29 protein-coding genes are annotated in these 24,014 nt (G+C 43.1%); 15 read left to right on the top strand and 14 right to left on the bottom strand.

Annotated features, from left to right (window positions below; all coding sequences use genetic code 11):
• The first annotated feature begins 129 nt into the window (after positions 1 to 129).
• Genes ACFRAK_RS02145 through mnhG form a run of 7 tightly spaced genes read left to right on the top strand, consistent with a single transcriptional unit; the run spans position 130 to position 5,858 of the window.
• The gene (locus ACFRAK_RS02145; RefSeq protein WP_394571220.1) at positions 130 to 2,535 is read left to right on the top strand and encodes a Na+/H+ antiporter subunit A; all 2,406 of its coding nucleotides are present in this window, start codon (positions 130 to 132) and stop codon (positions 2,533 to 2,535) included.
• Entirely contained in the window at positions 2,532 to 2,954 is a 423-nt protein-coding gene (locus ACFRAK_RS02140; RefSeq protein ID WP_260285694.1) for a Na(+)/H(+) antiporter subunit B, read from the top strand. Before ACFRAK_RS02145 ends, ACFRAK_RS02140 begins: the two co-directional genes overlap by 4 nt.
• Positions 2,954 to 3,295 (top strand): Na(+)/H(+) antiporter subunit C, encoded by a 342-nt coding sequence (locus ACFRAK_RS02135; RefSeq protein ID WP_387603964.1) that lies wholly within the window; start codon positions 2,954 to 2,956, stop codon positions 3,293 to 3,295. The genes ACFRAK_RS02140 and ACFRAK_RS02135 overlap by 1 nt, the downstream gene beginning before the upstream one ends.
• Positions 3,288 to 4,769 carry a Na+/H+ antiporter subunit D gene (locus ACFRAK_RS02130; RefSeq protein WP_349728815.1) on the top strand — a complete coding sequence of 494 codons (1,482 nt, stop codon included), beginning with the start codon at positions 3,288 to 3,290 and terminating at the stop codon, positions 4,767 to 4,769. The genes ACFRAK_RS02135 and ACFRAK_RS02130 overlap by 8 nt, the downstream gene beginning before the upstream one ends.
• Before the next feature lie 6 nt (positions 4,770 to 4,775).
• Positions 4,776 to 5,252 (top strand): Na+/H+ antiporter subunit E, encoded by a 477-nt coding sequence (locus ACFRAK_RS02125; RefSeq protein WP_076368131.1) that lies wholly within the window; start codon positions 4,776 to 4,778, stop codon positions 5,250 to 5,252.
• 11 nt (positions 5,253 to 5,263) lie between these two features.
• A complete protein-coding gene (locus ACFRAK_RS02120; RefSeq protein WP_394571234.1) occupies positions 5,264 to 5,536 on the top strand; it encodes a Na(+)/H(+) antiporter subunit F1 in 273 nt (90 codons plus the stop codon).
• Positions 5,520 to 5,858 (top strand): monovalent cation/H(+) antiporter subunit G, encoded by a 339-nt coding sequence (gene mnhG / locus ACFRAK_RS02115; RefSeq protein ID WP_076368132.1) that lies wholly within the window; start codon positions 5,520 to 5,522, stop codon positions 5,856 to 5,858. Before ACFRAK_RS02120 ends, mnhG begins: the two co-directional genes overlap by 17 nt.
• 52 nt (positions 5,859 to 5,910) lie before the next feature.
• Here the strand turns inward: mnhG and ACFRAK_RS02110 are convergent, their stop codons facing one another.
• The 6 genes from ACFRAK_RS02110 to ACFRAK_RS02085 all read right to left on the bottom strand — a co-directional run bounded on the left by ACFRAK_RS02110 (position 5,911) and on the right by ACFRAK_RS02085 (position 10,795).
• On the bottom strand, positions 5,911 to 6,630 hold the full coding sequence (locus ACFRAK_RS02110) for an MOSC domain-containing protein (RefSeq protein ID WP_387706077.1): 720 nt from the start codon (positions 6,628 to 6,630) through the stop codon (positions 5,911 to 5,913).
• A 98-nt stretch (positions 6,631 to 6,728) separates the two neighbouring features.
• Positions 6,729 to 7,127: a hotdog fold thioesterase gene (locus ACFRAK_RS02105; RefSeq protein ID WP_260285699.1), complete on the bottom strand. Its 399-nt coding sequence runs from the start codon at positions 7,125 to 7,127 to the stop codon at positions 6,729 to 6,731.
• A gap of 110 nt (positions 7,128 to 7,237) precedes the next feature.
• Entirely contained in the window at positions 7,238 to 7,801 is a 564-nt protein-coding gene (locus ACFRAK_RS02100) for a 5' nucleotidase, NT5C type (protein WP_387603970.1), read from the bottom strand.
• Between the two features lie 15 nt (positions 7,802 to 7,816).
• Positions 7,817 to 8,914, bottom strand: coding sequence for an FAD-dependent monooxygenase (locus ACFRAK_RS02095; RefSeq protein WP_394571219.1), 1,098 nt, complete (start codon positions 8,912 to 8,914; stop codon positions 7,817 to 7,819).
• Positions 8,915 to 8,931: 17 nt separating this feature from the next.
• Complete coding sequence (gene ribD, locus ACFRAK_RS02090) at positions 8,932 to 10,032, bottom strand: bifunctional diaminohydroxyphosphoribosylaminopyrimidine deaminase/5-amino-6-(5-phosphoribosylamino)uracil reductase RibD (RefSeq protein ID WP_387706081.1); 1,101 nt, start codon at positions 10,030 to 10,032, stop codon at positions 8,932 to 8,934.
• Positions 10,033 to 10,045: 13 nt separating this feature from the next.
• Positions 10,046 to 10,795: a GTP cyclohydrolase II gene (locus tag ACFRAK_RS02085; protein ID WP_387603976.1), complete on the bottom strand. Its 750-nt coding sequence runs from the start codon at positions 10,793 to 10,795 to the stop codon at positions 10,046 to 10,048.
• A gap of 321 nt (positions 10,796 to 11,116) precedes the next feature.
• Here ACFRAK_RS02085 and ACFRAK_RS02080 point away from each other — a divergent pair, with 321 nt between their 5' ends.
• Positions 11,117 to 11,446 (top strand): YuzC family spore coat inner layer protein, encoded by a 330-nt coding sequence (locus ACFRAK_RS02080; protein ID WP_387603979.1) that lies wholly within the window; start codon positions 11,117 to 11,119, stop codon positions 11,444 to 11,446.
• Between the two features lie 61 nt (positions 11,447 to 11,507).
• Here the strand turns inward: ACFRAK_RS02080 and ACFRAK_RS02075 are convergent, their stop codons facing one another.
• Complete coding sequence (locus tag ACFRAK_RS02075; RefSeq protein WP_394571218.1) at positions 11,508 to 13,013, bottom strand: leucyl aminopeptidase; 1,506 nt, start codon at positions 13,011 to 13,013, stop codon at positions 11,508 to 11,510.
• Positions 13,014 to 13,283: 270 nt separating this feature from the next.
• Between ACFRAK_RS02075 and ACFRAK_RS02070 the strand changes: the two genes are divergently transcribed.
• Positions 13,284 to 13,766 carry a divergent PAP2 family protein gene (locus ACFRAK_RS02070; RefSeq protein WP_098371458.1) on the top strand — a complete coding sequence of 161 codons (483 nt, stop codon included), beginning with the start codon at positions 13,284 to 13,286 and terminating at the stop codon, positions 13,764 to 13,766.
• A gap of 9 nt (positions 13,767 to 13,775) precedes the next feature.
• Positions 13,776 to 14,564: a cobalamin-binding protein gene (locus tag ACFRAK_RS02065; RefSeq protein WP_394571217.1), complete on the top strand. Its 789-nt coding sequence runs from the start codon at positions 13,776 to 13,778 to the stop codon at positions 14,562 to 14,564.
• A gap of 89 nt (positions 14,565 to 14,653) precedes the next feature.
• Here the strand turns inward: ACFRAK_RS02065 and ACFRAK_RS02060 are convergent, their stop codons facing one another.
• The 4 genes from ACFRAK_RS02060 to ACFRAK_RS02045 all read right to left on the bottom strand — a co-directional run bounded on the left by ACFRAK_RS02060 (position 14,654) and on the right by ACFRAK_RS02045 (position 17,830).
• Positions 14,654 to 15,346 (bottom strand): 3D domain-containing protein, encoded by a 693-nt coding sequence (locus ACFRAK_RS02060; RefSeq protein WP_260285708.1) that lies wholly within the window; start codon positions 15,344 to 15,346, stop codon positions 14,654 to 14,656.
• A gap of 130 nt (positions 15,347 to 15,476) precedes the next feature.
• A complete protein-coding gene (locus ACFRAK_RS02055) occupies positions 15,477 to 15,794 on the bottom strand; it encodes a YuiB family protein (protein WP_387603991.1) in 318 nt (105 codons plus the stop codon).
• 107 nt (positions 15,795 to 15,901) lie between these two features.
• A complete protein-coding gene (locus ACFRAK_RS02050) occupies positions 15,902 to 16,384 on the bottom strand; it encodes an NUDIX domain-containing protein (RefSeq protein WP_387603994.1) in 483 nt (160 codons plus the stop codon).
• A 231-nt stretch (positions 16,385 to 16,615) separates the two neighbouring features.
• Complete coding sequence (locus ACFRAK_RS02045; RefSeq protein WP_387603996.1) at positions 16,616 to 17,830, bottom strand: NAD(P)/FAD-dependent oxidoreductase; 1,215 nt, start codon at positions 17,828 to 17,830, stop codon at positions 16,616 to 16,618.
• 475 nt (positions 17,831 to 18,305) lie between these two features.
• Here ACFRAK_RS02045 and ACFRAK_RS02040 point away from each other — a divergent pair, with 475 nt between their 5' ends.
• Together ACFRAK_RS02040 and ACFRAK_RS02035 are read left to right on the top strand one after the other, a co-directional pair.
• A complete protein-coding gene (locus tag ACFRAK_RS02040; protein WP_387603998.1) occupies positions 18,306 to 19,298 on the top strand; it encodes an NAD(P)/FAD-dependent oxidoreductase in 993 nt (330 codons plus the stop codon).
• A 155-nt stretch (positions 19,299 to 19,453) separates the two neighbouring features.
• Positions 19,454 to 20,095 carry an SDR family oxidoreductase gene (locus tag ACFRAK_RS02035; protein WP_387604001.1) on the top strand — a complete coding sequence of 214 codons (642 nt, stop codon included), beginning with the start codon at positions 19,454 to 19,456 and terminating at the stop codon, positions 20,093 to 20,095.
• 68 nt (positions 20,096 to 20,163) lie between these two features.
• Here ACFRAK_RS02035 and ACFRAK_RS02030 read toward each other — a convergent pair whose 3' ends face one another.
• Positions 20,164 to 20,526, bottom strand: coding sequence for a HesB/IscA family protein (locus ACFRAK_RS02030; protein ID WP_241592743.1), 363 nt, complete (start codon positions 20,524 to 20,526; stop codon positions 20,164 to 20,166).
• Positions 20,527 to 20,738: 212 nt separating this feature from the next.
• On the opposite strand from ACFRAK_RS02030, the gene ACFRAK_RS02025 reads away from it, so the two are divergent.
• Positions 20,739 to 21,446: a DUF2225 domain-containing protein gene (locus ACFRAK_RS02025; RefSeq protein ID WP_394571216.1), complete on the top strand. Its 708-nt coding sequence runs from the start codon at positions 20,739 to 20,741 to the stop codon at positions 21,444 to 21,446.
• 51 nt (positions 21,447 to 21,497) lie between these two features.
• On the opposite strand, the gene ACFRAK_RS02020 is transcribed toward ACFRAK_RS02025, so the two are convergent.
• A complete protein-coding gene (locus ACFRAK_RS02020) occupies positions 21,498 to 21,734 on the bottom strand; it encodes a YuzB family protein (RefSeq protein ID WP_098371467.1) in 237 nt (78 codons plus the stop codon).
• A gap of 286 nt (positions 21,735 to 22,020) precedes the next feature.
• On the opposite strand from ACFRAK_RS02020, the gene ACFRAK_RS02015 reads away from it, so the two are divergent.
• A complete protein-coding gene (locus tag ACFRAK_RS02015) occupies positions 22,021 to 23,088 on the top strand; it encodes an NAD(P)/FAD-dependent oxidoreductase (protein WP_076368149.1) in 1,068 nt (355 codons plus the stop codon).
• A gap of 81 nt (positions 23,089 to 23,169) precedes the next feature.
• On the opposite strand, the gene ACFRAK_RS02010 is transcribed toward ACFRAK_RS02015, so the two are convergent.
• Positions 23,170 to 23,499: a YuzD family protein gene (locus ACFRAK_RS02010; protein WP_387604006.1), complete on the bottom strand. Its 330-nt coding sequence runs from the start codon at positions 23,497 to 23,499 to the stop codon at positions 23,170 to 23,172.
• Between the two features lie 166 nt (positions 23,500 to 23,665).
• Here ACFRAK_RS02010 and ACFRAK_RS02005 point away from each other — a divergent pair, with 166 nt between their 5' ends.
• Positions 23,666 to 23,905 (top strand): NifU family protein, encoded by a 240-nt coding sequence (locus ACFRAK_RS02005; RefSeq protein ID WP_076368151.1) that lies wholly within the window; start codon positions 23,666 to 23,668, stop codon positions 23,903 to 23,905.
• The last annotated feature ends 109 nt before the right edge of the window (positions 23,906 to 24,014 follow it).

The following is a 24,014-nucleotide window of genomic DNA, read 5'->3' as shown; positions in this document are numbered from 1 at the left end:
TTATACTTTTAAGCGAGGCAAGTATTCGATAAAAAAATACATATTCAGCGAAGATTTCCTAACGTCTAGGATTGCTCAAAAAAAGCATAATAAGACGACTGACTTCGTTTTAAAAAAGGGAGGGAGTTTATGTCTTTACTTCATTGGGCGGTATTATCACCGTTTCTATTAGCAATCATCGTACCAATATTATACAAACTATTCCGACAAATACATACAGGATGGTTTGTATTGATTTTACCGATTCTCCTTTTCACGTATTTTTCAAGGTTCATTTCCGTGACCAAACAAGGGGATATCATTATGGAAAGCGCTACATGGATTCCTTCTCTCGGAATTCATGTTGATTTCTATATAGATGGACTAGGCCTTTTGTTCGCCTTACTCATTACAGGTATAGGTTCACTCGTCGTTCTTTATTCAATTTTCTATTTATCGAAAGAGAAAGAAAAGCTGAACCAATTTTACGTCTTCCTTTTGCTTTTCATGGGAGCGATGCTTGGTGTCGTCTTATCCGATAATCTAATTGTTCTTTATTCATTTTGGGAATTTACGAGTTTATCATCTTTTCTCTTGATAGGATATTGGAATGAAAGGGAGCGTTCACGTTATGGGGCGCAGAAATCCCTTTTGATCACTGTGCTTGGCGGCTTAAGCTTGCTTGGCGGCATCATTCTCCTTTCCATTATGGGGAATACATTCAGCATTCGTGAATTGATTGCCCAAAGCGGGGAACTTATGGACCACTCGCTCTTCATTCCTGCACTTTTGCTTGTGCTGCTTGGAGCGTTCACCAAATCTGCACAGTTCCCGTTCCATATTTGGCTTCCTGACGCAATGGAAGCCCCGACACCGGTCAGTGCTTATCTTCATTCCGCCACAATGGTCAAGGCCGGAATTTATTTGGTAGCCCGATTAAGCCCTGTCTTTGCAGAATCAGGATTATGGTTCTGGCTCGTCTCGATCGCCGGATTGATCACCCTGTTCTGGGGCTCATTCTCAGCAATCAAGCAGACTGATTTAAAGGGTATTCTCGCTTTTTCCACCATCAGTCAGCTCGGATTGATCATGTCGCTTTTGGGACTTGGTGCAGCGGCCCTCCACTATGAATCTTTTGGGGAAAATATATACTTGGCAGCCACGGTTGCTGCAGTATTCCACTTGATTAATCATGCGACCTTTAAAGGCAGCCTTTTCATGGTTGCCGGCATCATTGACCATGAAACCGGTACACGTGATATCAGAAAGCTCGGCGGATTGATGCAGGTGATGCCGATCACTTTCACCGTCGCTGTCATAGGCGCTTTTTCAATGGCTGGACTTCCGCCCTTCAATGGTTTTTTGAGCAAGGAAATGTTCTTGGCCAGCATGGTGAATGTATTGGAATTGAATATCTTCAATATGGAGACATGGGGGGTCCTTTTCCCTGTGGCGGCATGGGTAGCCAGTGTATTCACTTTTATATATAGCATGATCGTCGTGCTCAAACCCTTTACAGGCAAACTTCAGTTGCAACTATTGGACAAGAGGCCCCACGAGGCACCGGTCGGGATGCTGATATCCCCGATCATCCTTGCTTCGTTGGTCATCGTTTTCGGTATTTTTCCAAACTTGCTATCTTCACGGATCATTGAACCTGCGGTAGCCAGCATACAGCCTAGCTTGGCGGGTCCCGATTTCCAAGTTCATATCGCCTTCTGGCATGGATTCAATCCTGAAGTATGGATGACCGTCGGCATCATAGCATTTGGAATTCTTTTATACAAAACGCTTCCGAAGTGGCAGAAGATCACAAGATGGATTCCTGAACGCATCTCCCTGAATGCTTTGTATGATAACGGGGTTAGAGGGCTCGATCGCTCAGCATCATCCGTCATGAAATTTTTAATGACAGGTTATATTCGGACATATCTGCTTTCAATCTTTCTTTTCTTCATTCTCTCATTGGGCTTTACGCTATATTGGAAGGATGCATTTAAATTGGATACAGGGAACTTTGCCCGGATCGGCCTCTATGAATTGATATTGGCTGCGATCATCGTAATTGGCTCGATCGCCATTCTGTTTGCAAGATCCCGTTTAACTTCCATTATCATCTTAGGAGCGGTCGGTTATACGATTTCCTTATTTTTCGTTTTGCTGCGGGCACCAGATTTAGCCCTGACCCAACTAGTCATCGAAACGATTTCGGTATCCTTGTTTTTGCTCTGTTTCTTCCACCTTCCATTAATGGCAAGCAGAAAGGAAGAACGGATGACATTCAAGCTGAATAACGCGTTGATATCCATTGGTGTAGGAGTCATCGTGACATTGATTGCCTTATCGGCACATAGCCACAAACTATTTGATTCCATATCAAATTACTATCTTGAAAATGCTTATAAGGAAGCAGGCGGAAAAAACGTCGTGAACGTCATTCTCGTTGACTTCCGCGGACTTGATACAATGTTTGAAATCACTGTCCTTTCCATCGCTGCGCTCGGAATATTCGCGATGATCAAACTGCGTTTGACGGGGAGGAAAGATAAATCATGAAGCAAAATGACCTAATTCTTCAAACGGTTACGAAAGTCGCCGCCTTTGTTATCCTGCTGTTCGCGGTTGCCATCTTTTTAGGCGGGCATTATTCGCCAGGAGGCGGGTTTGTCGGCGGTTTAATGACTTCAGCCGCCATAGTCCTGCTGTTGCTCGCTTTCGACATTAAGACCGTTACCGGCATCTTGCCGATTGACTATAAGTTAATGATCGGTTCAGGCTTGCTCATATCCAGCTTGACCGTAGCCGGTGGGCTCGTGTTTGGGGTGCCCCTCATGACACATGTTTATCATTATGTTGATTTACCGCTTCTTGGGCACATTTCGCTTCATACCGCGGTACTTTTTGATCTGGGTGTTTATCTTGTGGTTGTTGGTGTAACGATGACCATTATTCAAACGATAGGGGAGAGTGAATAATGGAACTTTTAATGGCCATTGTCATTGGAATACTATTTATGTGTGCGACATATTTAATGCTTTCCAAAAGCATTTTAAGAATCATAATCGGTACTGGGCTGCTTAGTCACGGCGCCCACCTTTTGATATTGACGATGGGCGGTTTGAAAGGCGGTTCCGTTCCATTGCTGAGTGATGAAGCCTCATCCTATGTCGATCCGCTTCCGCAAGCGCTTATCTTGACGGCGATCGTCATCAGTTTCGGGGTCACATCATTTCTGCTGGTACTTGCTTACCGGACCTACCAGGAACTCGGCACGGATGACATGGATGAAATGAGAGGTACGGAAGCGAATGAATAATCTAACTTTCATGCCTGTTTTATGGCCGCTTTTCACAGGCATCTTTCTCATTTTCTTTGCAAAAAAAATCAAACTCCAAAGAGGGATATCCCTTTTTTCCTCTCTAATAGGAATTGCGATTTCCCTTTATCTAGTGTTTACGGTCCATACTCAAGGGATCTTGACTTTAGGTGTCGGCAGCTGGGATGCGCCATTCGGGATCGTGATCGTCGCAGATATGCTTTCTTCGCTGCTCGTACTGACCACGAATATCATTGGATTGGCCATACTGCTTTACTCCTTTTATTCCATAGGGGAGGAACGTGAAAGACATTATTATTATCCTGTATTTCAATTTTTGCTGATTGGTGTAAACGGTGCCTTCCTTACGGGGGATCTTTTCAATCTATTCGTTTTCTTCGAAGTCATGCTGATGGCTTCCTACGTGCTGCTTGTACTGGGAGGGACGAAAATCCAGCTGAGGGAATCATTGAAGTATATCATCGTCAATGTGCTTTCCTCTTCCTTTTTCGTCATCATGGTGGCGTACCTTTATTCAGTTCTAGGAACATTGAACATGGCGGACATCAGCCAGAAGATAGCGGAAGTCAACCAGCCTGGTATCGTCTCGGTGATAGCGATTGGCTTTTTGATCGTATTCGGTTTGAAGGGAGCCATTTTCCCGCTCTTCCAATGGCTCCCTGGGTCCTATTATGCTCCACCCATTCCCGTGATGGCCCTATTCGGGGCATTGCTGACAAAGGTCGGGATCTATTCCATTTTCAGGACCTATACACTCATGTTTTATCATGACCAGGATTTCACCCATACTTTCCTTGCGATACTTGCCATCTTGACCATCATCATCGGTGTCATTGGTGCGATAGCTTATTGGGATGTAAAAAAAATCATCATTTACAATATCATCATCGCCGTCGGGGTTATCCTGTTCGGCATCTCCGTCATGAATGAACAGGCTTTATCAGGCTCCATTCTATATATCATTCATGACATGCTGATCAAGGCTGCACTCTTCCTGCTGGTTGGCATCATGATCAAAATCAGCGGATCGGATGATTTGCGGGACATGGGCGGCTTGATCAAGCAATACCCGGCCGTTGCATGGACCTTCTTCATAGCTGCCATATCATTGGCGGGAATCCCGCCATTCAGCGGTTTTGCCGGCAAGCTCCTGATTCTTCAGGGAGCTGCCGAAAAAGGGGCCTACTTTGGAATGGCCATTGTCTTACTTTCAAGTTTGATGGTCCTATATTCCGTCATGAAAATATTCATGAATGGCTTTTGGGGAACTCCGAAAGCTGATTATACCTTAACTAATCAAACGGTTAATAAAATGCTGGTCCCTGCTGTCATACTTGTGATCATTTCCGTTTTATTCGGAGTAGGAACTGAATCGATTTACCCATTCATTACACAAGCTGTGGATTCATTAATGAATCCCGAAATCTATAACAAAGCGGTTTTAAAGGAGTAGTGCCTGATGTCATTCCAAATTTTATTGAATGTGTTCCTTGCGGTTATCTGGATGTTTTTGAAAAATGAGTTTAACGGGAGCACTTTTATCATCGGATATATATTGGGGCTCGGCATCATGTTCGTCTTCCGTCATTTTTTCAATGAACGTTTTTATTTGAAAAGGGTGAATGCCGTCGTTCTATTGCTCCTCATATTCGCAAGGGAACTCATACTTTCCAACATTAGCGTCCTGAAGGCCGTGCTTAAACCGAGCCTGGATATGAGACCTGGCATATTCGCATTTGAAACCGTGCTGACTAAGGATTGGGAAATTACGATACTATCGAATTTAATTACACTTACACCAGGAACACTTGTCGTTGAGGTATCGGAAGATAATCGGATTCTTTATATCCACGCGATGGATATTGCCGACAAAGATGAGGCTGTGGACAGCATTAAGAATACATTTGAAAAAGCGATTATGGAGGTGGGCAAATAATGTTCGATCTAATGCTTAAAATCGCGTTGCTAGGTGTTTTGCTTTCCATGATTGGATTCTTATACCGTTTAATCAAAGGGCCTTCCGTACCGGATCGGGTCATCGCACTCGATGCAATGGGAATCAATCTTATCGCAATCGTTGCACTTGCCTCCATTGTCATGGATACAAGCGCATATCTGGAAGCCATTCTACTGCTCGGGATCCTATCATTCATCGGAACGGTCGCTTTCGCCAAATTCCTTGAGAAAGGGGAGATAATCGAAGATGACCGCAATCGTTGAAATCCTATCAGCCCTATTCCTATTAATGGGAGTCTTTCTCTTTTTAGTCTCGGCTTTCGGCATCATCCGGCTGCCCGACGTCTATACAAGAAATCACGCTGCCTCAAAGAGCTCGACTCTTGGAATCATGTTCATCCTGATCGGCACCTTGTTATATTTTTACTATGAACATGGCCATTTCGATTTCCGGGTCGTGCTCGCGATCATCTTTATCTTCATGACCAGTCCTGTTGCCGGACATTTAATCATGCGCTCGGCTTATCATACTGGCGTCAAGATGTGGGATCGGAGTGTCCAGGATGATTTAAAGAAAACCCGGTGATCCCTGCCATGCAAAAGAGCTGCCCTGATTACAGGAGCAGCTCTTTTCTGTTTCAATCCTTTAAAAATACCTGGTCCCCCACTCTGATTTCACCTGTTTTGATGACCGAGGCATATACGCCAAAATGATTGTTCCTTTCCTTGACGACAGTTTTCAGGAGAGTTGGATCTCTATGGGAATCGCTTGGATTGACCGTTATGATCATACAACGCTCACAATACCTTTTGATCTCCAATTCCACTTCATTTCCGATTAGAATCCTTTTTCCGAACCATTGCTCTTCTAAAAAGGGCGTTTTGTTCACTAAAGATAGCACCAAATTTTGCCTGAATCTCCTGCCATCCAGTTCTTTTCCCCAAAGCTTTGTCAATTCGCCAATCGAGGCATCACTGACAAGCAGGATGTTTTCTTCTTCAATCGCACCTACCGGAATATGTGCAGGATGATAAACAACTGGTGCTGCCTCCTGTTTCAACAACCGCTCCATTTCCTCCTGAAAGGCTTCCTCTCCCCATGTCAGCACCTGTCCTGTTGGGGTCTTCACCTTGATTTCCGGATATTGGTCAACGGTTTCCTCACCAGAAAAAGCAGCTTGATAACGGACCATTTCCGGGACTTGGGTTATCGTCAGGAATTTCCCATTTTTTCCTTTAAAGGCATGGCTGCGATCTCCATATAGTCCATAATCCATCACCCTCGTTTTCTGTACCTGTTCACCAGTGAATGATTTTACAGGATGACGGGTGATTTCTTGTATATGACCAACCAGCATAAAAACACCTCTTCTCATACAATAATCTGCTGCCATATTATACTTAAACCGGATACTGTGGGATCATTGCGCCACTTTATTGCGATTGTTCTATTGATTCATTTTGGCTTTGGTAAGTCGATAACGGCCAATGTACAGCGTGAAACGCAGATAAGATGATCCTCTTCATCACGGATTTTCACGTCCCACACCATCGTCGTCTTCCCGCGATGGAGGATGTTCCCTTCTGCGGTAACAAAACCGGAACGGACGCCCCTTACATGATTGGCATTGATTTCAAGTCCGACGACAGCCTGTTTTGTACGATCCACCAGCTGCATGCCGCCAAAACTTGCAACAGATTCAGCAAGGGCAACGGACGCTCCCCCGTGCAATAAACCATACGGCTGCCTAGTTCGTTCATCTACAGGCATCTTCGCAATGACTTTCCCATCACCGACTTCTTTCATTTCTATCCCAAGCGTGCCGATCAATGACTGTTCAATATTTCTTTCCATCCCATTACCCCCAACTTTTTTCTATAAATAAATGAATCACTATTCATATCAGTATACAAAAAAAGGATGACCCAAGTCTATCAAGTCATCCCTCAATAATGTGAATTGAATTATTTGGAGAGGATTTCTTTTAATTCAAACCAGCTTGTCAGTCTTGGAATATCCAATTCCCTGTTATAGGAATTATCTATTGCATACACTTTCGTTGGAATATCCAATAAAGTTTCCAGCACTGCCGGTTTATCATCAAAATAATAATCCAATTCCAATTTGCGGATCGTATCAATTTTTTCATGATCCTTCATACCACAGTAAAAATGGTCATCCTTAACCGGAAAGCCGTTTTCAATCAGCCATTTTTTCGTCCGTTCACCATGCTCCGCTTTTCTGGCTGTGATGTAATAGATTTCATGACCATCGCGTTCAAGCTCCTGCAGCGTTTCCACTGCGCCCTCGAAGGCTGGACAGGATGAATAATAAACTTCATCGGCAAGGCTGTTCCACATCTTGCCCCCAGCCTCTTTATCAAGCCCGAAAGCTTCATGGATCTCCAACGTCTTTAAAGCTCTGAATTTCGATATCTCTATATTCGTATTAAGCTTTTCATTATAAAGATGGAACGCAAACTCCCTCAAGTTAATAAGGGTATCGTCAATATCAAAACCAAATTTCATATCTTTCACTCCCATTCAAACATAAGCGGCGGCAAACTGTGATGCGAAGGAAATTTCCTTGTCCACCTGAATGGCCTGTAATCTATCAATTTCGGCTTTTCTTTCTGGCTCAGCGATTTTAAGCCCAAGGAAATCAGCATCTCCCTGCAGGATGCATCCAGAAATAAGCTCGGCTAATATATCGGCATCCTTCATGGCACAATTGAGACCGAATGCACCTGTAGGTGTCATCGTATGGGCTGCATCACCTAATAAAGCAACGCCATCCTTTGTCCATGTTTCACAATAGCTACTGTAAACGTCCAATAAAATGAAGTCATGCCAAGAGCGGATATTTTCACTCACAACCTTTTTTAATTCAGGAAAGGCAAAAAGCAAATCTTCGATGAACGGATCAAAATGCTGTTTTCGCAAATGCGGAAACGAACCATGTTCGATATTCCAGCCAATTTGGATGAAACCTCCAGCCTGAGTGAAGAGGGCAACCTGTGAGCCATTGACCAATGCCATCTTGATTGAAGGCTTCCATCCCTCGGGGGCTGGGATTTTTGCCCACAGTAAATCATAACCATGATTTTTTATCACGACTGGAATCCCCGCTTTTTTTCGAACGATGGAAAATCTGCCGTCCGCTCCGATTATCAATGAACTTTGCACTTCCAGGTCATTTCCGCCATTTCGAGCCTTGACACCTGTAAAACGGCCCATTTCATTCTGTATCAAGTCCGTAACCCTCGTATTCATCATCAATTGAAAAGAGTCCAGCTTTTCGGCTTCATTCAATATAGCTGTAAGGAGATGATTTTGAGGGACATGTATCCCAACATGATCGACAGGCCATTCAGGGAAAATCCTTTTGAATATTTCGCCGTCATTCCAATATTCAATTTGTTCCATCCTAAGCAAGCCTAGTCTTTCCACACTCTCGAATAAACCATGTTTTTTAAGAATGCCCTCTCCTTCATCGTTCAGGAACTCGCCCCTGAACTCCCTTGAAACCTCAGGATGCCTCTCAAGCAATACGACTGAAATGCCCTGCTTGGCCAATAGGTAAGCCAACAGGGCTCCTCCAGGTCCTGATCCGACTATGCATACATCTGATTTAACCAACATGCCTCTTCACCTGTTGTCTATTTTAATTTAGGATAAGCCGTGATGCGTATGTCCTCGCCAAACGTTTCCACGCCAGAGAAGGAAACATCCATCGCTTCATCCATCGTATCCACATTCATTCCAGTAAACGGTGTTAATGAGTTTCTTCCGCCCAATAATTTAGGTGCTATATAAATCAAGTATTTATCGATGAGCCCTTCCCTAAGGAAAGAGGCATTCACTTCGCTTCCGCCTTCCAGCAAGACATCCGTAATCCCCTTTTTATACAGCTCTTCCATCAAAGCGCTTAGATTCAGTCCCGTCCCGTTTTTGGGGATGAAAATGAATTCGATCCCTTTTTCACGTAAACGGTCCATTTTATCCGCAGGTGCATTTTCCTGTGTTACAATCAAGGTTTTCGCATCTGATACTTGTACAACATTGGCATCCAAGGGAACCCGTAATTCACTGTCTAAAATGATCCGGATCGGATTTTTCCCTCCGCCTTCCGGAAGTCTGGTCGTCAGTGATGGATCATCGGCCAATACTGTCCCGATACCAACAAGAATGGCATCCACCTCATCACGCAGCAAATGAACGGAATGACGTGATTCTTCCCCTGTTATCCATTTTGAATGGCCTGTGTGGGTTGCAAGTTTTCCATCGAGCGTCATCGCATACTTCGATATGACAAATGGCCGATTCGTCAGCATATTGTGAATGAAACGCTCATTCAGCCTTTGAGCTTCCTTTTCCAGGATGCCAACTTCCACTTCAATGCCCGCTTCCTTTATGATCGATATCCCTCTGCCGGCCACTTCCGGATTCGGATCTTGAGTAGCCACTACAACTCTCCGGACACCTGATTCTTTCACCAAATTTGCACAAGGAGGGGTCTTTCCATAATGTGAACAAGGCTCAAGAGTCACATATAGCGTTGCACCTTCTGCATACTCACCCGCCATTTTGAAAGCGTGCACTTCCGCATGCGGTTCACCCGCTTTACGGTGGATCCCTGTCCCGGCTATCACGCCGTCTTTGACTATGACTGCACCGACCACTGGATTCGGGTTCGTCTTTCCTTTTGCACTGGCCGCCAGATCCAGTGCAAGCTTCATGTAATATTGATCATCATTCATCCTATAGCTCTCCTTATACAATCAAAGTTGGCTTCTTTTGGGGAATATGTCCAGACTTCTTAACTTTTGTATCCAGATAGAAACTATTATCTTCCGTCAAACCGCCCCAAAGCGGAATATGGTCCTTTGCCGCAAGTCCATGCTTCATGAGGGCGTCCAGCTTTTTGGGGTTGTTCGTGATTAAAGTCACCGGATTCTCGCGCAGTTCACTCAACACTCGAATGGCTCCCTCGTAAGATCGCGTATCATCTTCGAATCCTAAAGCCTCATTCGCCTCGACCGTGTCATAACCCTCCTGCTGAAGCAAATAGGCAAGTGATTTGGAAAACAGGCCGATCCCTCTTCCTTCATGGTCTGCAAGGTAAAAGATGGCCCCGCACCCATGTTCGGCTATCATTTTCATCGATTGGTGGAGCTGGTAGCCGCAATCACAGCGTTTACTGCCGAAGATATCACCCGTGTGACAGATGCTATGCATCCGGACAAGTGCATCTCCCGAATTTTTAAAATCTCCATACACCAATACGGAGGATTGCTGTCCAAAAGCGAGGTTGGCTTCCGAAAGCGAATCAAGCACCGCTTCCTTGCCATTATCCGCGCCGTCAAGCTGAAGCCATGTATACCATTGGAAAACCGTTGAGAAATCTCCTTGTTCAACAGGCAGGTTCACAGGTCCCACAAGGCATATATCAGCTTTTCCCGGGGTTTTGATGATATTCATTTTATCTATTAAAAGGTTTTTTGTTTCCTCGGTTATTTTCATGTTAACATCACCTATTTTATAATTTATAGTGTGCCTTCTCCTTACTTTAGGTAAGTAAGTATATTACTATACACTATACCTGTCAATGAAGCAGTTTACAAATAATAGTGTGTCTTTGATCATAATTTTCAAGAAGTTTGTTTGCAGGAGAAAGGTCATTCACAAACCGCAATCATATCGTCTGGCCTTTATACATATTTTAACGTATAACGAAAACGTGTCTATAGACAGACTTAAGGAAAGGACGGAAACCTTTTGGAGGATTTCCCTTATTTTTTATATGACCCCATCCTATTTACGCCTCACGCCGGGGCAATGAATATGAATCGGGAACGGGAAGGAACATTGCGTCCCTACTCGGCAACCAATCCAGATCTGCTGGTTAAATCGGCAAAGACCTCGCAATTTTTAATGCCTGATGTAAAAAAAGTCATGGATACTTTAGCCACATCCAAGCCTTTCTCGAACCGGTTGATGACCGCAGCCCAAGCATCGCAAAAGAGTGTCGTGATCGATATGATCCGAAAGATAGGAATTAATAACGAGCCTGATATCACGTATAACCCCGATGGGATCCGTTTTGATTTTTATCCTAAAGCGGGGGAAGAAAATTGTCATATCATCGTCAGTTTGAAATGGAGGGATGTATAACGTCCACCACACTCTTTTGGTAAAAAAACCGAAGCCTATTTTCGGCTTCGGATATTTGGGTTCATCTTGTTTTCGTTTCAAAGGTTTCAACCAATAGTGCAAGCGTTCGTGCCATTACACCGGTAGCCCCCGCCGTACACAATTCGGAGTTGTTCGAGGTTGTGGAAGTTCCGGCAATATCCAGATGGACCCACGGAGTGCCTTCAGCAAATTCGCCGATGAAGGCCCCGCCCATGATTGCATGTCCTGCCCCTCCAGGTGAATTATTCAAATCCGCTATTTTACTATTGCGTACCCGTTCTTTATCCTTTTCTGTAATCGGCAATCTCCAAATGGGCTCTCCGGCCTCCTCTGAGGCGTTGGCGACCTGCTCATAGAATGCCGTGTCATTAGTCATTGCACCCGTCATTTCCATGCCCAGCGCCGTTATTACACCGCCCGTTAAAGTGGCAACGTCAATAAGATAGTCAGCCCCATGATGTTTAGCGTACGTCATGGCATCCGCCAAAACCAGCCGGCCTTCCGCATCCGTATTCAATACCTCTATCGTCTTGCCGCTCATGGCAGTGATCACATCATCCGGCTTGAATGCATCACCGCTGATCATGTTATCAGTGGTTGGAATGACAGCCACGACATTTTGATCGGGTCCTAATTCGCCGATAATTTCCATTGCACCTAAAACAGCTGCCGCACCGCCCATATCCGTTTTCATCCCAACGATTCCAGCCTTCGTTTTCAATGAGTATCCACCCGTATCGAATGTGATGCCCTTACCGACCAGCCCGATAACATCCTTCCATTCATCCTTTCCTTGATACTTCAGAACGATCATTTTCGGAGGTTCGGCCGAACCTTTATTGACAGCAAGAAGTGCGCCCATCCCCAACTTGAGCATATCTCCCTTCTCGAGTATCTCCACTTCAAAACCATAACGTTCGCCCAAGGCGGATGAATAGTCCGCCAAATCCGTGGAAGTCAACAAATTGCCTGGTGCGTTGACCAATGTTCTGGCTGAGTTCGTCGCCCTTCCGAAGATTCTCCCTACATGAAGCGCGGCACCGACCTCTTCTTGACCATATTCACTGTAAACCGTGATCGATTCGAGGCTTTTTTCAACCTGATTCGATTTTTGCTTGTATCCTTCAAATTTATAGGAAGCAAGTTCGAAAGCCTCAGAACAAGCATGCGCTGCGTCCAATGCATCCAGATTTTCAGTCGTGAATGTATCCAAAGCGATCGAAAGAGTCGTAACCTTGGATTCCTTAATCGTCTTACGTGCTTTTCCCAACGCTTCGCGAAGGGTCTCAAAGGATAGCTCCTTTTCCTTGCCCAACCCTACGAAAATCAATCTCTTTACGCTTAATTTACCTAATGTATGTATTTTGACCACCGATTTTTTCTTGGAAGAGATTTCTCCGGCTTTCACTAACTCTGTTAGCTGGCCGTCCAATCGCTCATCCGCTTCTTTTCCTATGCCTGTAAATTTTACGGGCCCGTCAAACACGCCTAGAATCAGGCATTCATCAATCAAATCTATATTCAGGGAATCTTTTACTGTAAACATCCTGCTACCTCCTCCATTCAATTACACTCATTATAACGAAATCTTCAAAAATTTTCGAATAAGGCCTGCGAAAATAATAATAAAAAGGGATATAGTTTAGATTGGGTGACTTTAGAGTAATAGTATAAGAAAGATCATATTTATACTATTACCAGCAGGGAATCGACAGGACTGAATGGAACTAATAATAAGGGCCTTATTCCGAGCAGGATGTATTTACCCAGATATGGTTTTCATCTTTACTTATAACTAGAAAGAAGGCTGATACTCTTGGAATTATTACTCAACTTCCCTTTAATCGCAGCATTGATTGCCATTTTCTTTGCTCAATTCATTAAAGTGCCCATCCACTTCATAGCATTTCGTAAAGTGAACTGGTCACTCATTAACTCCACAGGCGGTATGCCAAGCTCCCACTCTGCGGCCGTGTCAGCCCTAACCGTAGCGGTAGGAATCGAAACCGGAATGGATTCCCCTGTATTTGCGGTTGCCACGATCTTTGCAGTCATCACGATGTTCGATGCAACAGGAGTGAGACGGCAGGCAGGAGAACAGGCAGCTGTCCTGAACCAGCTCGTTACCGACTTCAATACATTTGTCGAGCAAGCAAAGAACTGGCAGAAAAAAGAAGATAAACAGAAACAGCAACAATTAAAGGAACTGTTGGGCCATAAGCCAATCGAGGTATTTTTCGGAGCCTTGACCGGAGTATTCATTGCACTGGCACTTCACTTTTTCATCTTTCAAGGGTAGGTGTTCAATTTGAAAATAATCTCTCTTTGCCCCAGCAATACGGAACTATGCACATATCTAGGGATTGAAGATCAGCTTATCGCCATCGATGACTACTCTGATTGGCCTGAAACCATACAGCACCTACCCAAGGTGGGGCCCGACTTATCGATCGACATCAATCATGTTGAATCACTAAAACCCGATTTGGTGCTGGCTTCCCTGAGTGTACCGGGCATGGAAAAAAATATTGAAGGGCTAAAAGAACGGAACATCCCTCATATCATCTTCAACCCGCAATCACTTGAAGATATCGCAAAAGATTTAGTGACCTTGGGCGAGGCCATCGATCTTAAGGAAAAAGCAGAGGAACAGGATGCCAAATTCCGTCATGCCATCCTTCAATATAAAAACGTCGCCGACAAAATTGAAACAAAGCCTTCCCTGTATTGGGAATGGTGGCCTAATCCCTTATTCAGCCCAGGGGGAGTTAATTGGTTATCCGAGATCAGCACGCTTGCAGGAGGATATAACCTTTTCGAAGATGTCGACATGGCAAGCATTCAAGTCACTTCCGAAGATGTCAAAAAAAAGGATCCCGACCATATTTGCTTAGCTTGGGTCGGTGTCCCTTTACGAAAGGTAAACCCAGAGCTGGTCAAGAAACGGAAAGGGTGGTCTGATATGAAGGCCGTCCGGGATAACAATATTCACATTATGGAAGAACCATTATTCTGCCGGCCTTCTCCGCGTTTACTGGATGGTCTTTCCAAATTGGCAAAGACCCTGCATCCTGAAGCCTACAAAAGCATGGCCTAAGGGCGTCACAACTGAAGCAGACAATCAAAAAGGCTGCCTCAATCGAGGCAGCCTTTCACCTTCACTTTCTCCGATTTGTCTATCAAACATTAAAAAGCAAAGGAAGCTACATTCTCGTTCAGTGTTTTCTCAGCGATTTTCGGCTTGAATACCTGCTTGATCTTTGTTTCATTCAACTTGCTTAGCTGTTCTTCAGATAACTCGCCATTCCCTTTTTGCACAACATATACTTCAAGGGTTTTCTTGCCCCAGTTCTCGTATACATCTTGTACCGTTTCGTAGTATAGGTCCAGGTGGTTCCCTTTGATCGCACCACCCTTGTCCGCTACAACCCCATAGCCATAGCCCGGAATCCAAAGGATGGTTCCGAGAGGGAATACGGCAAGATCGGCGGCAATGGTGGAAAACAGATCCCGTTTCACCTTCACCCCTGAATAAGTGATTCCATAGGATGGGCTTTCCGGGTACTTTCCTGTCGACTCATACCCTGCTGTATATCCTGTAGCCAAAACTTCATGCTTCGGGTATTTCGAGAGCTCGATTGCCTCCGCTATCGTCGTCGGACCATTGCTAGTGGATGCCGATGCCATTAGCGTTGCAACTTGACCTCCACTATGGATCGCTTTATATTCGAGACCAAGCATTCGATGCTGTCTCATTGCCTCCTCAAAAGGATGGCCTTCAGGCACAGCCCCAAAAACATGATTTAAGGTTGATTCGATGGCCAAGATAAATAATATGATAATAGCAACCCTCAGAAATAATGCCTTTACAATCTTCATATGTATTAATTCCACTCCTCTCACAAGGATATTTGTTCCCTTTCCAGAGTGAAAGTATTCATAAAGCGTGGAAAGATCCAATTTTTCCTACAAAAAAAGGACCGTCCATAAATGACGGCCCTTTCCATTATCAAAACATTTGATATCCTTTTTTCCTTAGAACCTTGATGACCACACCCGCTAAAACCGCACCAAGCAGCCCGCTTGATAAAATAACGATGTCTGCCGTATGAAGGGATGTAAGGTTCGTTCCAAGATTGGAAAAAGAGATTCCCGGATTTCTAAAATACTCTATTAGCTTTGTTTCATTGACAATGATGATGAAGACGATTGGAAATAAGATGACCATGATCCACGAAGAACGAAAAAGCATATTCAGCAAAAAGCCAATTCCGAAAAACAATATGAAAAATAAGAGTATTGAGATAATTAAAACAGGCAATGGCATGTTATTCTTGACCCTCCTTAAAAGCGACACCTTTAGTTTACTGAAAAAATAATTGCTGCGTCAACGACTTATACCAAATAATTCCGAAGAAAAGATAATTACCCAAATCACATGAATAATTTATATGATGTATATCCAAATTGATCTCCCGGGTTCAACCCGTCAAGCATCGTCTGCATTCTTTCCTTTTTAAAAGCTAAAAGCTGTTCCAATAGTAAAGATTGCTTCCCCTCCTGCATGAGTAAATCAGGGTCATAAAATTTAGCTTCATATAATTCACCCAATTGAGCGGTTACTTCAAAACTGACTGGTTTAAGTAAAAATATCAACATATTATCACTTATATCCCCTTTGATGACTCCGCTTCTCATACCTACAATGCCTTCGATTTCTGTTTGAACACCCGTCTCCTCCAACACTTCCCTTACGACAGCTTCATCGACGGTTTCATCATTTTTGACAAAACCTGCCGGAAGCGACCATTGCCCTTTCAATCCGCCATACCTTTTATTCACGACCAGCCACTCACCTTTATCAGATATCACAAGGCCGGACACTGCCAGCCAAACATTTTTGCATCGTTCCACCAAAATCCACTTCCCCCATATTCATTATAATCAGGATAAACTCCAAACAGCAGAAGAACATATGGTACCAAAGGTAAGGACTTTCTTGGTGCGCTTCGCCATCCTTATCCCCATTATATTCCGCATAAGAAAGGGGCATACTCCGCTATGACACACTCATCGATGGATGAGATTCCAATGAAAAAGCCATTCAGGGACAATCCCCAAATGGCCATCATTTATATATCGAAAAAATTAAAGGACGTTGAATTTACCTTTTTTAGCAACAAGGGAAGCTCCGCCAATCAATAACAATGCTCTGTTATCAACCATTTTCTTCATGAATGATGCAGTCTTACCTGTAACTTTCTTGCCGAAGACAACACCAATCGCGTTGTCTTCACCAAGTGAACATACCGTTCCTTTGTTTTCGAAAGTGAAAGTTTCAAGGTCACTTTCATTACGAACCAATTTAGTCAGGTTCTTCGCAATGACCTCACCTTGCTGCATGGCGATTTGGGCAGTAGGTGGATATGGACGATTAATTTCCTCGTTGATGATCAAAGCGCAATCCCCCACGATGAAAATATCGTCATGACCTGGTGCCCGCATGTCAAGGTTCACTTTGATGCGTCCGCGCATAGCTTCAAAACCGGAAGCCTCTATCACGGAATTTCCACGTACGCCAGCTGCCCAGACAACGGTGCCCGCTTTGATTTCTTCCACTTCATCTTCGCCTTTTGCCACGATGATGCCTTCGGGAGTCGCCCCCTTGATCGGTGTACCGATCTTGAATTCCACACCTTTTTTCTCAAGGTAAGATACTGCATAATCCACCAATTCCGGATCAAAGCCAGGAAGGACCGCTGGTGCTGCTTCCACACAGTACATACGGACCTTTTGGAAGTCGATGTCGTATTCTTTACATAGTTGAGGGACACGGTTTGCCAATTCGCCAAGGAATTCAATACCCGTAAATCCTGCTCCTCCAACAACGATCGTCAAGCGGTCTTCATTCTTCTCGACCTCAGAACTGTACGTAGCGAATTGCAATTGGATATGGTCACGGATTTTTCGTGCAGTGTTCACGTTTGAGATAGAGAAAGCATATTCTTTTAGCCCTTGGATTCCGAATGTTTCCGATTCAGGTCCAAGTCCAATCACTAAGTAATCATAAGAAATTTCGCCGTTTTCAAGGATGACTTTTTTGTTATCTGTTTTCACTTCCAAAACAGAGTCCTGGATGAATTTAACTTTGCTGTTAATGACACTTTTGATTGGATAGCGCACACGATCATGATGTAGAGTTCCAGCAGATGCTTCATGCAGCCATGTTGTTTCATAGTGGTAATCATTTTTGTTAACTAATACGATTTCTGCTTCATTTTGACCTAATGCCTTCTGTAAGCGAGTAACAGTCATCAATCCACCATAACCTGCTCCCAAAACAACGATAGTTGGCTTTTTCAAAAGTATTCGTCCACCTTTACGATATTTTCTTGTGATGCTTTCCATAACTAAAATATATTGTCTATCTTATTAATTTCCATTATAAAAAGCACTCTTATACATTTGTGACGTATTTCACTTAACACTTCATAAATGTCATAAAAAATTCATAAAAATTTTACCAAATGATGTCTAATTAAATATTAGTCTTTTTCCATACCTTTTTCAAGTAACAAACCGAACTATTTCGGGTTAAAATAAAGCCGAAAAGCATTACTTTTCACCCAGTTCCGAACCATATTTATACGAAATGCTTAACATTGGTAAAGAGTAATTTTACCCACTTTTGAAAGAGAATGAAGAACATTCATCGTGAAACTGCTCATATATAGTCGAAACTTTCTCACTTTTCTAACTTTACCCGTTTTTTAAAAGATCATCTATGTTAAAATAAGAGAATAAATTTCAGCAAACCTAGTATATCGGAGGGATAACGTTGGAAGTTAATGAAAAAGTTTATGATATTACCATCATTGGCGGAGGCCCAGTTGGATTATTCACTGCATTTTATGGGGGAATGAGACAGGCATCCGTAAAAATCATCGAGAGCCTACCACAATTAGGCGGACAATTGTCTGCTCTTTATCCTGAAAAGTTCATCTATGATATCGCCGGTTTCCCCAAAGTGCGCGCACAGGAGCTAGTGAATAATTTGAAAGAACAAATGGCAAAGTTCGAACAGGATATTGTCTTGGAGCAGGCCGTTCAAGAAGTGGAAAAGCAAGCCGATGGAGTTTTCAAGTTAACGACTGATAAAGAAATCCATTACTCCAAAACAATTATCATCACAGCTGGAAATGGGGCTTTCCAACCCCGCCGCATAGAGATTGATGATGCAAAAAAATATGAAAGCAGTAACCTTCACTATTTCATCGATGACCTCAATCATTTTGCCGGCAAAAAAGTGGTGGTTTTCGGAGGTGGAGATTCAGCGGTGGACTGGGCCCTGATGCTGGAGCCAATCGCCGAGAAAGTGAGCATCATACACAGAAGGGATAAATTCCGTGCCCACGAACATAGTGTAGAAACACTTAAGAATTCAAAAGTTGAAATAAAGACTCCTTACATACCTTCAGAGTTGATTGGTACAGACGGCCGGATCCATACAATAGTCATCAAGGATACAAATGGTGAAGATACAGAGACCATGGAGGTAGATGCAGTCATCGTCAACTACGGCTTCGTTTCTTCCCTTGGTCCCATTAAGGAATGGGGACTCGATATCCAGAAGAACAGTATTTTGGTGAATTCCAGAATGGAAACGAATATCCCCGGAATTTATGCAGCAGGTGATATTGCAACATATGATGGCAAAGTAAAATTGATTGCAAGTGGTTTTGGTGAGGCTCCCACTGCTGTCAATCACGCCAAACAATATATTGACCCAAAAGCAAAAGTCCAGCCGATGCACAGCTCTTCCATGTTTTAAAATCACGCAAAAAACCTGGCTTTCACAGCCGGGTTTTTTGTTGTCCCCAATTCGATGATTGTGGATAACTTATTTCCATTAGTTATCCACAGTGCTTAGCATTGTCATTCTAAGGGTAAAGAGTGGGATAAGCCAAGAAAGGGGAATGCACATATATGAATATTTTAATTGCAGGCGCCAACGGAACGACCGGGAAACAGATCATTGGGGAATTATCAAAAAATCCGCAAATGAATGTATACGGGATGATCCGGAAAGAGGAACAGGCTCAAACGATAAAAGAACTCGGCGGACATCCAATCCTTGCCGATCTAGAGGGAAATGTGGATAAAGCAGTGGATAACATGGAAGCCATCATTTTTGCCGCCGGATCTGGACCAAAAACAGGGCCGGATAAAACGACAGCTGTGGATAAGAACGGAGCCATTAAACTGGTTGATGCCGCCAGGAAGAAGGGCATCGAACGGTTTGTCATGTTAAGCTCTGTCGGTTCCGATAATCCGGAACAAGCCCGAGAAGGAATGCGCCATTATCTCGAAGCAAAGCATGATGCCGATGAACATTTAAAAGCAAGCGGACTGACCTACACGATTGTCCGGCCGGTTGCTTTGACAAATGAACAAGCCATCGGAAAAATCTTTGCGGATGAGAAAGTGGATCATACTAATAAATCCATTCCAAGGGCCGATGTCGCCGCCGTTCTTGCCCAATCAGTCACAGAGGAAAAAACATTCAATAAAACATTCGAGATTTTCAGCGGCACCCTCCCAATCAAAGAGGCCCTTTACAATATGTAAGGCAGCAAATAAGCATAAAAAAGGGGGCACTCGTTAAAGTGCCCCCTTTTCCAATGTTTTAGAGTTTTTTAGCAGTTTTCCGGTGTACCAGCGTTTTTTGCCGTTTTGAAAGAAGACCCGCAACCGCATGACGCGATAGCATTTGGGTTCTCGATCGTAAAGCCTCCGCCCATCATCGTTTGTTTATAATCAATTACCGTTCCATTCAATATATCTGCATCCTCGGCATCAACAAGGATCTTGATTTCAAACTGTTCCAGCTGGCTATCTTTTTCCCCAGGCTCTTGTTCAAAACCCATTCCGTAGGATAATCCGCTGCAGCCTCCGCCTTTAACGGCCACTCTTAAAAATGAACCCTCTTCGCCATTATGTTTCATCATTTCTTTTATCTGAAAAGCGGCAGCTTCTGTTATTTGAACAACTTCACTCACAATAAATCCCTCCTTCTTCTGATATGTGAGATAGAACTATTCCTCTTTATAGTATATACCAAAGAAATTCACACGCTCAATTTTCCAGCTTGAAAAAATTCATATTCCCCCACCTATTTTACCAACAAAAATTAGTTTATAATAAGATTAGTGGGTATAATGAACTGTTCTATTGGACCCACTTCCAAATTACAATAAAGGGGGTAATCACCATGGAAGGTATACATCCTCTATATGACAAAAGAATGGAATGCCTTTTATGCAAGCAAAAATCAACCACTAAAAAGGTACGGTCGCGTTTTGTAAAAGTAGCTAAGTATGACACGGACTTTCACCCCATTTATGCTGATTCAACCGTTAACACACTTTATTATAATATTTTTGTTTGCCCTCACTGCGGCTTTTCTTATTCCGAGGATTTCTCCCGGTACTTCCCCCCCACCACAATGGAAACCATTATGGAAAAAGTCAGCTCCCTTTGGGTTCCCCATCATTTCAGCAAGGAGAGATCCATTATAGATGCGATCAATACATACAAGTTGGCGAGTTATTGCGGAGCTTTAAAAAAGGAAAAACATATTATCCTTGCCGGAATCTGTTTACGGATAGCCTGGTTATACAGGATCAACCAAACCAAGGAACAAGAAGAAAGATTTTTGAGGTTCGCCCTGAAGGAGTATGAAGCATCCTATTCAACAGGGGACTTCAGCGGCACCCAGGTATCTGAAGCAAGGCTCCTCTATCTAGCTGGCGACATTTCTAGAAGGATAGGAAATGAAAAGGCAGCCATCAAGTATTTTTCATTAGTGTTCGAAAGACAAAAAAATGCCCGGGAAGCCTCCATCATCCAGATGGCCAGGGATCGCTTTAAGGAACTCAAGCAGAAACATGAAACATCCCGTCCGATGCTGCATAACTGAAAATTAAAAAGGCTGTTCCATCGAGGAACAGCTTTTATTCGCCGTTGATGATTAGAACATTTCATATTCATCAATGTACTTATATATTTTATCCACCAATTCATCCGTAGTGTCACCAAAAACCACTTCACCGTTTACAAGTGCATATAAGTTACTGGAGCACCTGCCGCAATATCCCAGACAACCATATTCAATGATATCTAAATTCGGATCCCGCTCCAATCTTTCCAGAGCCTCCTGAGCGCCACTGGCCAGATTGCTTACACAAAATTCAATAATCGGGTACATTGTTTCACCTCACAGTTACTAACAAACCATCTTATTACTTTTCCCATAAACAGTCAATATTTACGCATAAAAAATCAGCCGATTTCAAGATATCGGTTGTGATTTCCTTTTATATTCGTTATACTTTTGTCGGGGTACGTAAAAAAAGAAAATTATCTAATTTTTTATTCTTGTTACTAATTGGGGTATATATATTTATTTACACTTTAAAGGGGACCATTTGGGGGAATCCTATAGTTAAATGCTAGCCAAATTTTTAAGAGATCAAATAAAGGGGAAAAATCATATGAAGAATCTAGTCATACTTGGTGGCGGGTATGGTGGTATGCGCATGTTGCAAAGATTGCTGCCTAATCAGCTTCCTGAAAATGTGAGCATCACGCTTATCGACCGTAATCCTTATCACTGCTTAAAAACGGAATATTATGCTTTAGCGGCAGGTACCATTCCAGATCAGCACATCCGTGTTGCATTTCCTGAACATCCTCGCTTGAAGAACGTATACGGAGAAGTACTTTCCATCGATATGGAAAATAAACAAGTCATTATAGAAAATCAAGATCCTGTCGTATATGATGATTTAGTCATTGGCCTTGGCTGCGAAGATAAATACCACGATATTCCTGGTGCAGACACACATACTTACAGTATCCAAACAATCGATAAATCACGTCGCACATATTCAGCTCTGAATAATTTAGGTGCCGGTGCAACCGTTTCGATCGTTGGTGGCGGATTGAGTGGTGTTGAGCTTGCAAGTGAATTGATTGAAAGCCGTTCAGATTTAAACGTTAAGCTATTCGACCGTGGACCGCATATTCTATCTGCATTCCCAGAAAGATTAAGCACCTTTGTTGAATCATGGTTCGATAAACATACAATCGAAATCGTCCATCATTCAAATATAACGAAAGTTGAGCCAAACCTTCTTTATAATGGCGACGAAGCCGTTCAAAGCGACGTCATCGTATGGACAGCTGGAATTCAGCCAAGTAAGATCATCCGCGATATGGATATTGAAAAGGACCGTCAAGGAAGAGCTGTCCTGACTCCTCAGCATTTCCTACCTAATGATGACAGCATCTTTGTCGTCGGCGACTGTGCGAGCCTGCCTCATGCGCCAAGTGCTCAATTAGCGGAGTCTCAAGCAGAGCAAATCGTCCAAGTTCTTGTGAAGAAGTGGGCAAATGAACCACTTCCGGAAAGCTTCCCTACAATGAAATTAAAAGGAACATTAGGTTCCCTTGGGAAGAAGCAAGGTTTTGGTCTTGTTGCAAATCGTCCAATTACAGGCAGAGTGGCACGCCTAATGAAATCAGGCATCCTCTGGATGTATAAATACCATAACGGTTGATTCCAACCACGCTACATTAAACTGGCCCCAAGAACTGCATGCAGCTCTTGGGTCAGTTTTTCTTATTTCTTCCATTATATATCACACTTGTATCGTATATCCGTATTTTTCCATAGTTTCCACCACTTTTTTGAGACGCACATTTCCTTCTGCAATGATCTCGCCTTCAATGAGGACCAATGGATAAAATAAATCTTCTTCGATCATCTTCGCGGCAAAGCTCTTTTGCTTCAACGTTTCTGGGGGATTATACATATCTATATAGGATATTTTGAATTTCTGCTCAGGAAACTTTCTCGTTAAAGCGGCTTCTAGCCACTCGCAAGTATCTTTCGAAGAAGGGAGATTCACACAGCTCGCGCAAATTTGCTCCGCTCCATACACTTCTATTTCAATTTCTTTCATTACCATTTCTTCCTCCTTCATTTTAGTATATATACTTCATTTTGAATACTTTTTAGAAACATTCACCTGTTTCCATCATACCAGAATAATATAGATTATATTTCCGCAAAGTTACAGTTGGATTTTTTATTACCTTCGCATTATAATATGATTAGGAAAGGAGTCGATTGCAATGTCCGACCAACAAACAATGGAAGTCCAAGTTCAAGAGGTTCTAGATAAGCTTCGTCCGTTTCTTCTTCGTGATGGCGGTGACTGTGAACTAGTTGACGTAGAAGATGGAATTGTAAAATTACGATTACTAGGCGCCTGCGGAAGCTGTCCAAGTTCGACCATTACGCTAAAAGCTGGGATTGAGCGTGCCCTTCTTGAAGAAGTTCCCGGTGTAGTGGAAGTTGAACAAGTTTTCTAATAGCCCTTTAAAATAACATGCAGCGTATGGATGAAGGATCACTTCATCTATAAACGTTCAACCTTTTTCATGCAGGTTGGAATCTTTTCGGGCTGTAATAAAAATAAAG

This window comes from Peribacillus sp. NPDC056705, from assembly GCF_043656335.1.
Note: the sequence above shows the minus strand (reverse complement) of the source record. Positions and strands in the feature narration are given on the sequence as shown.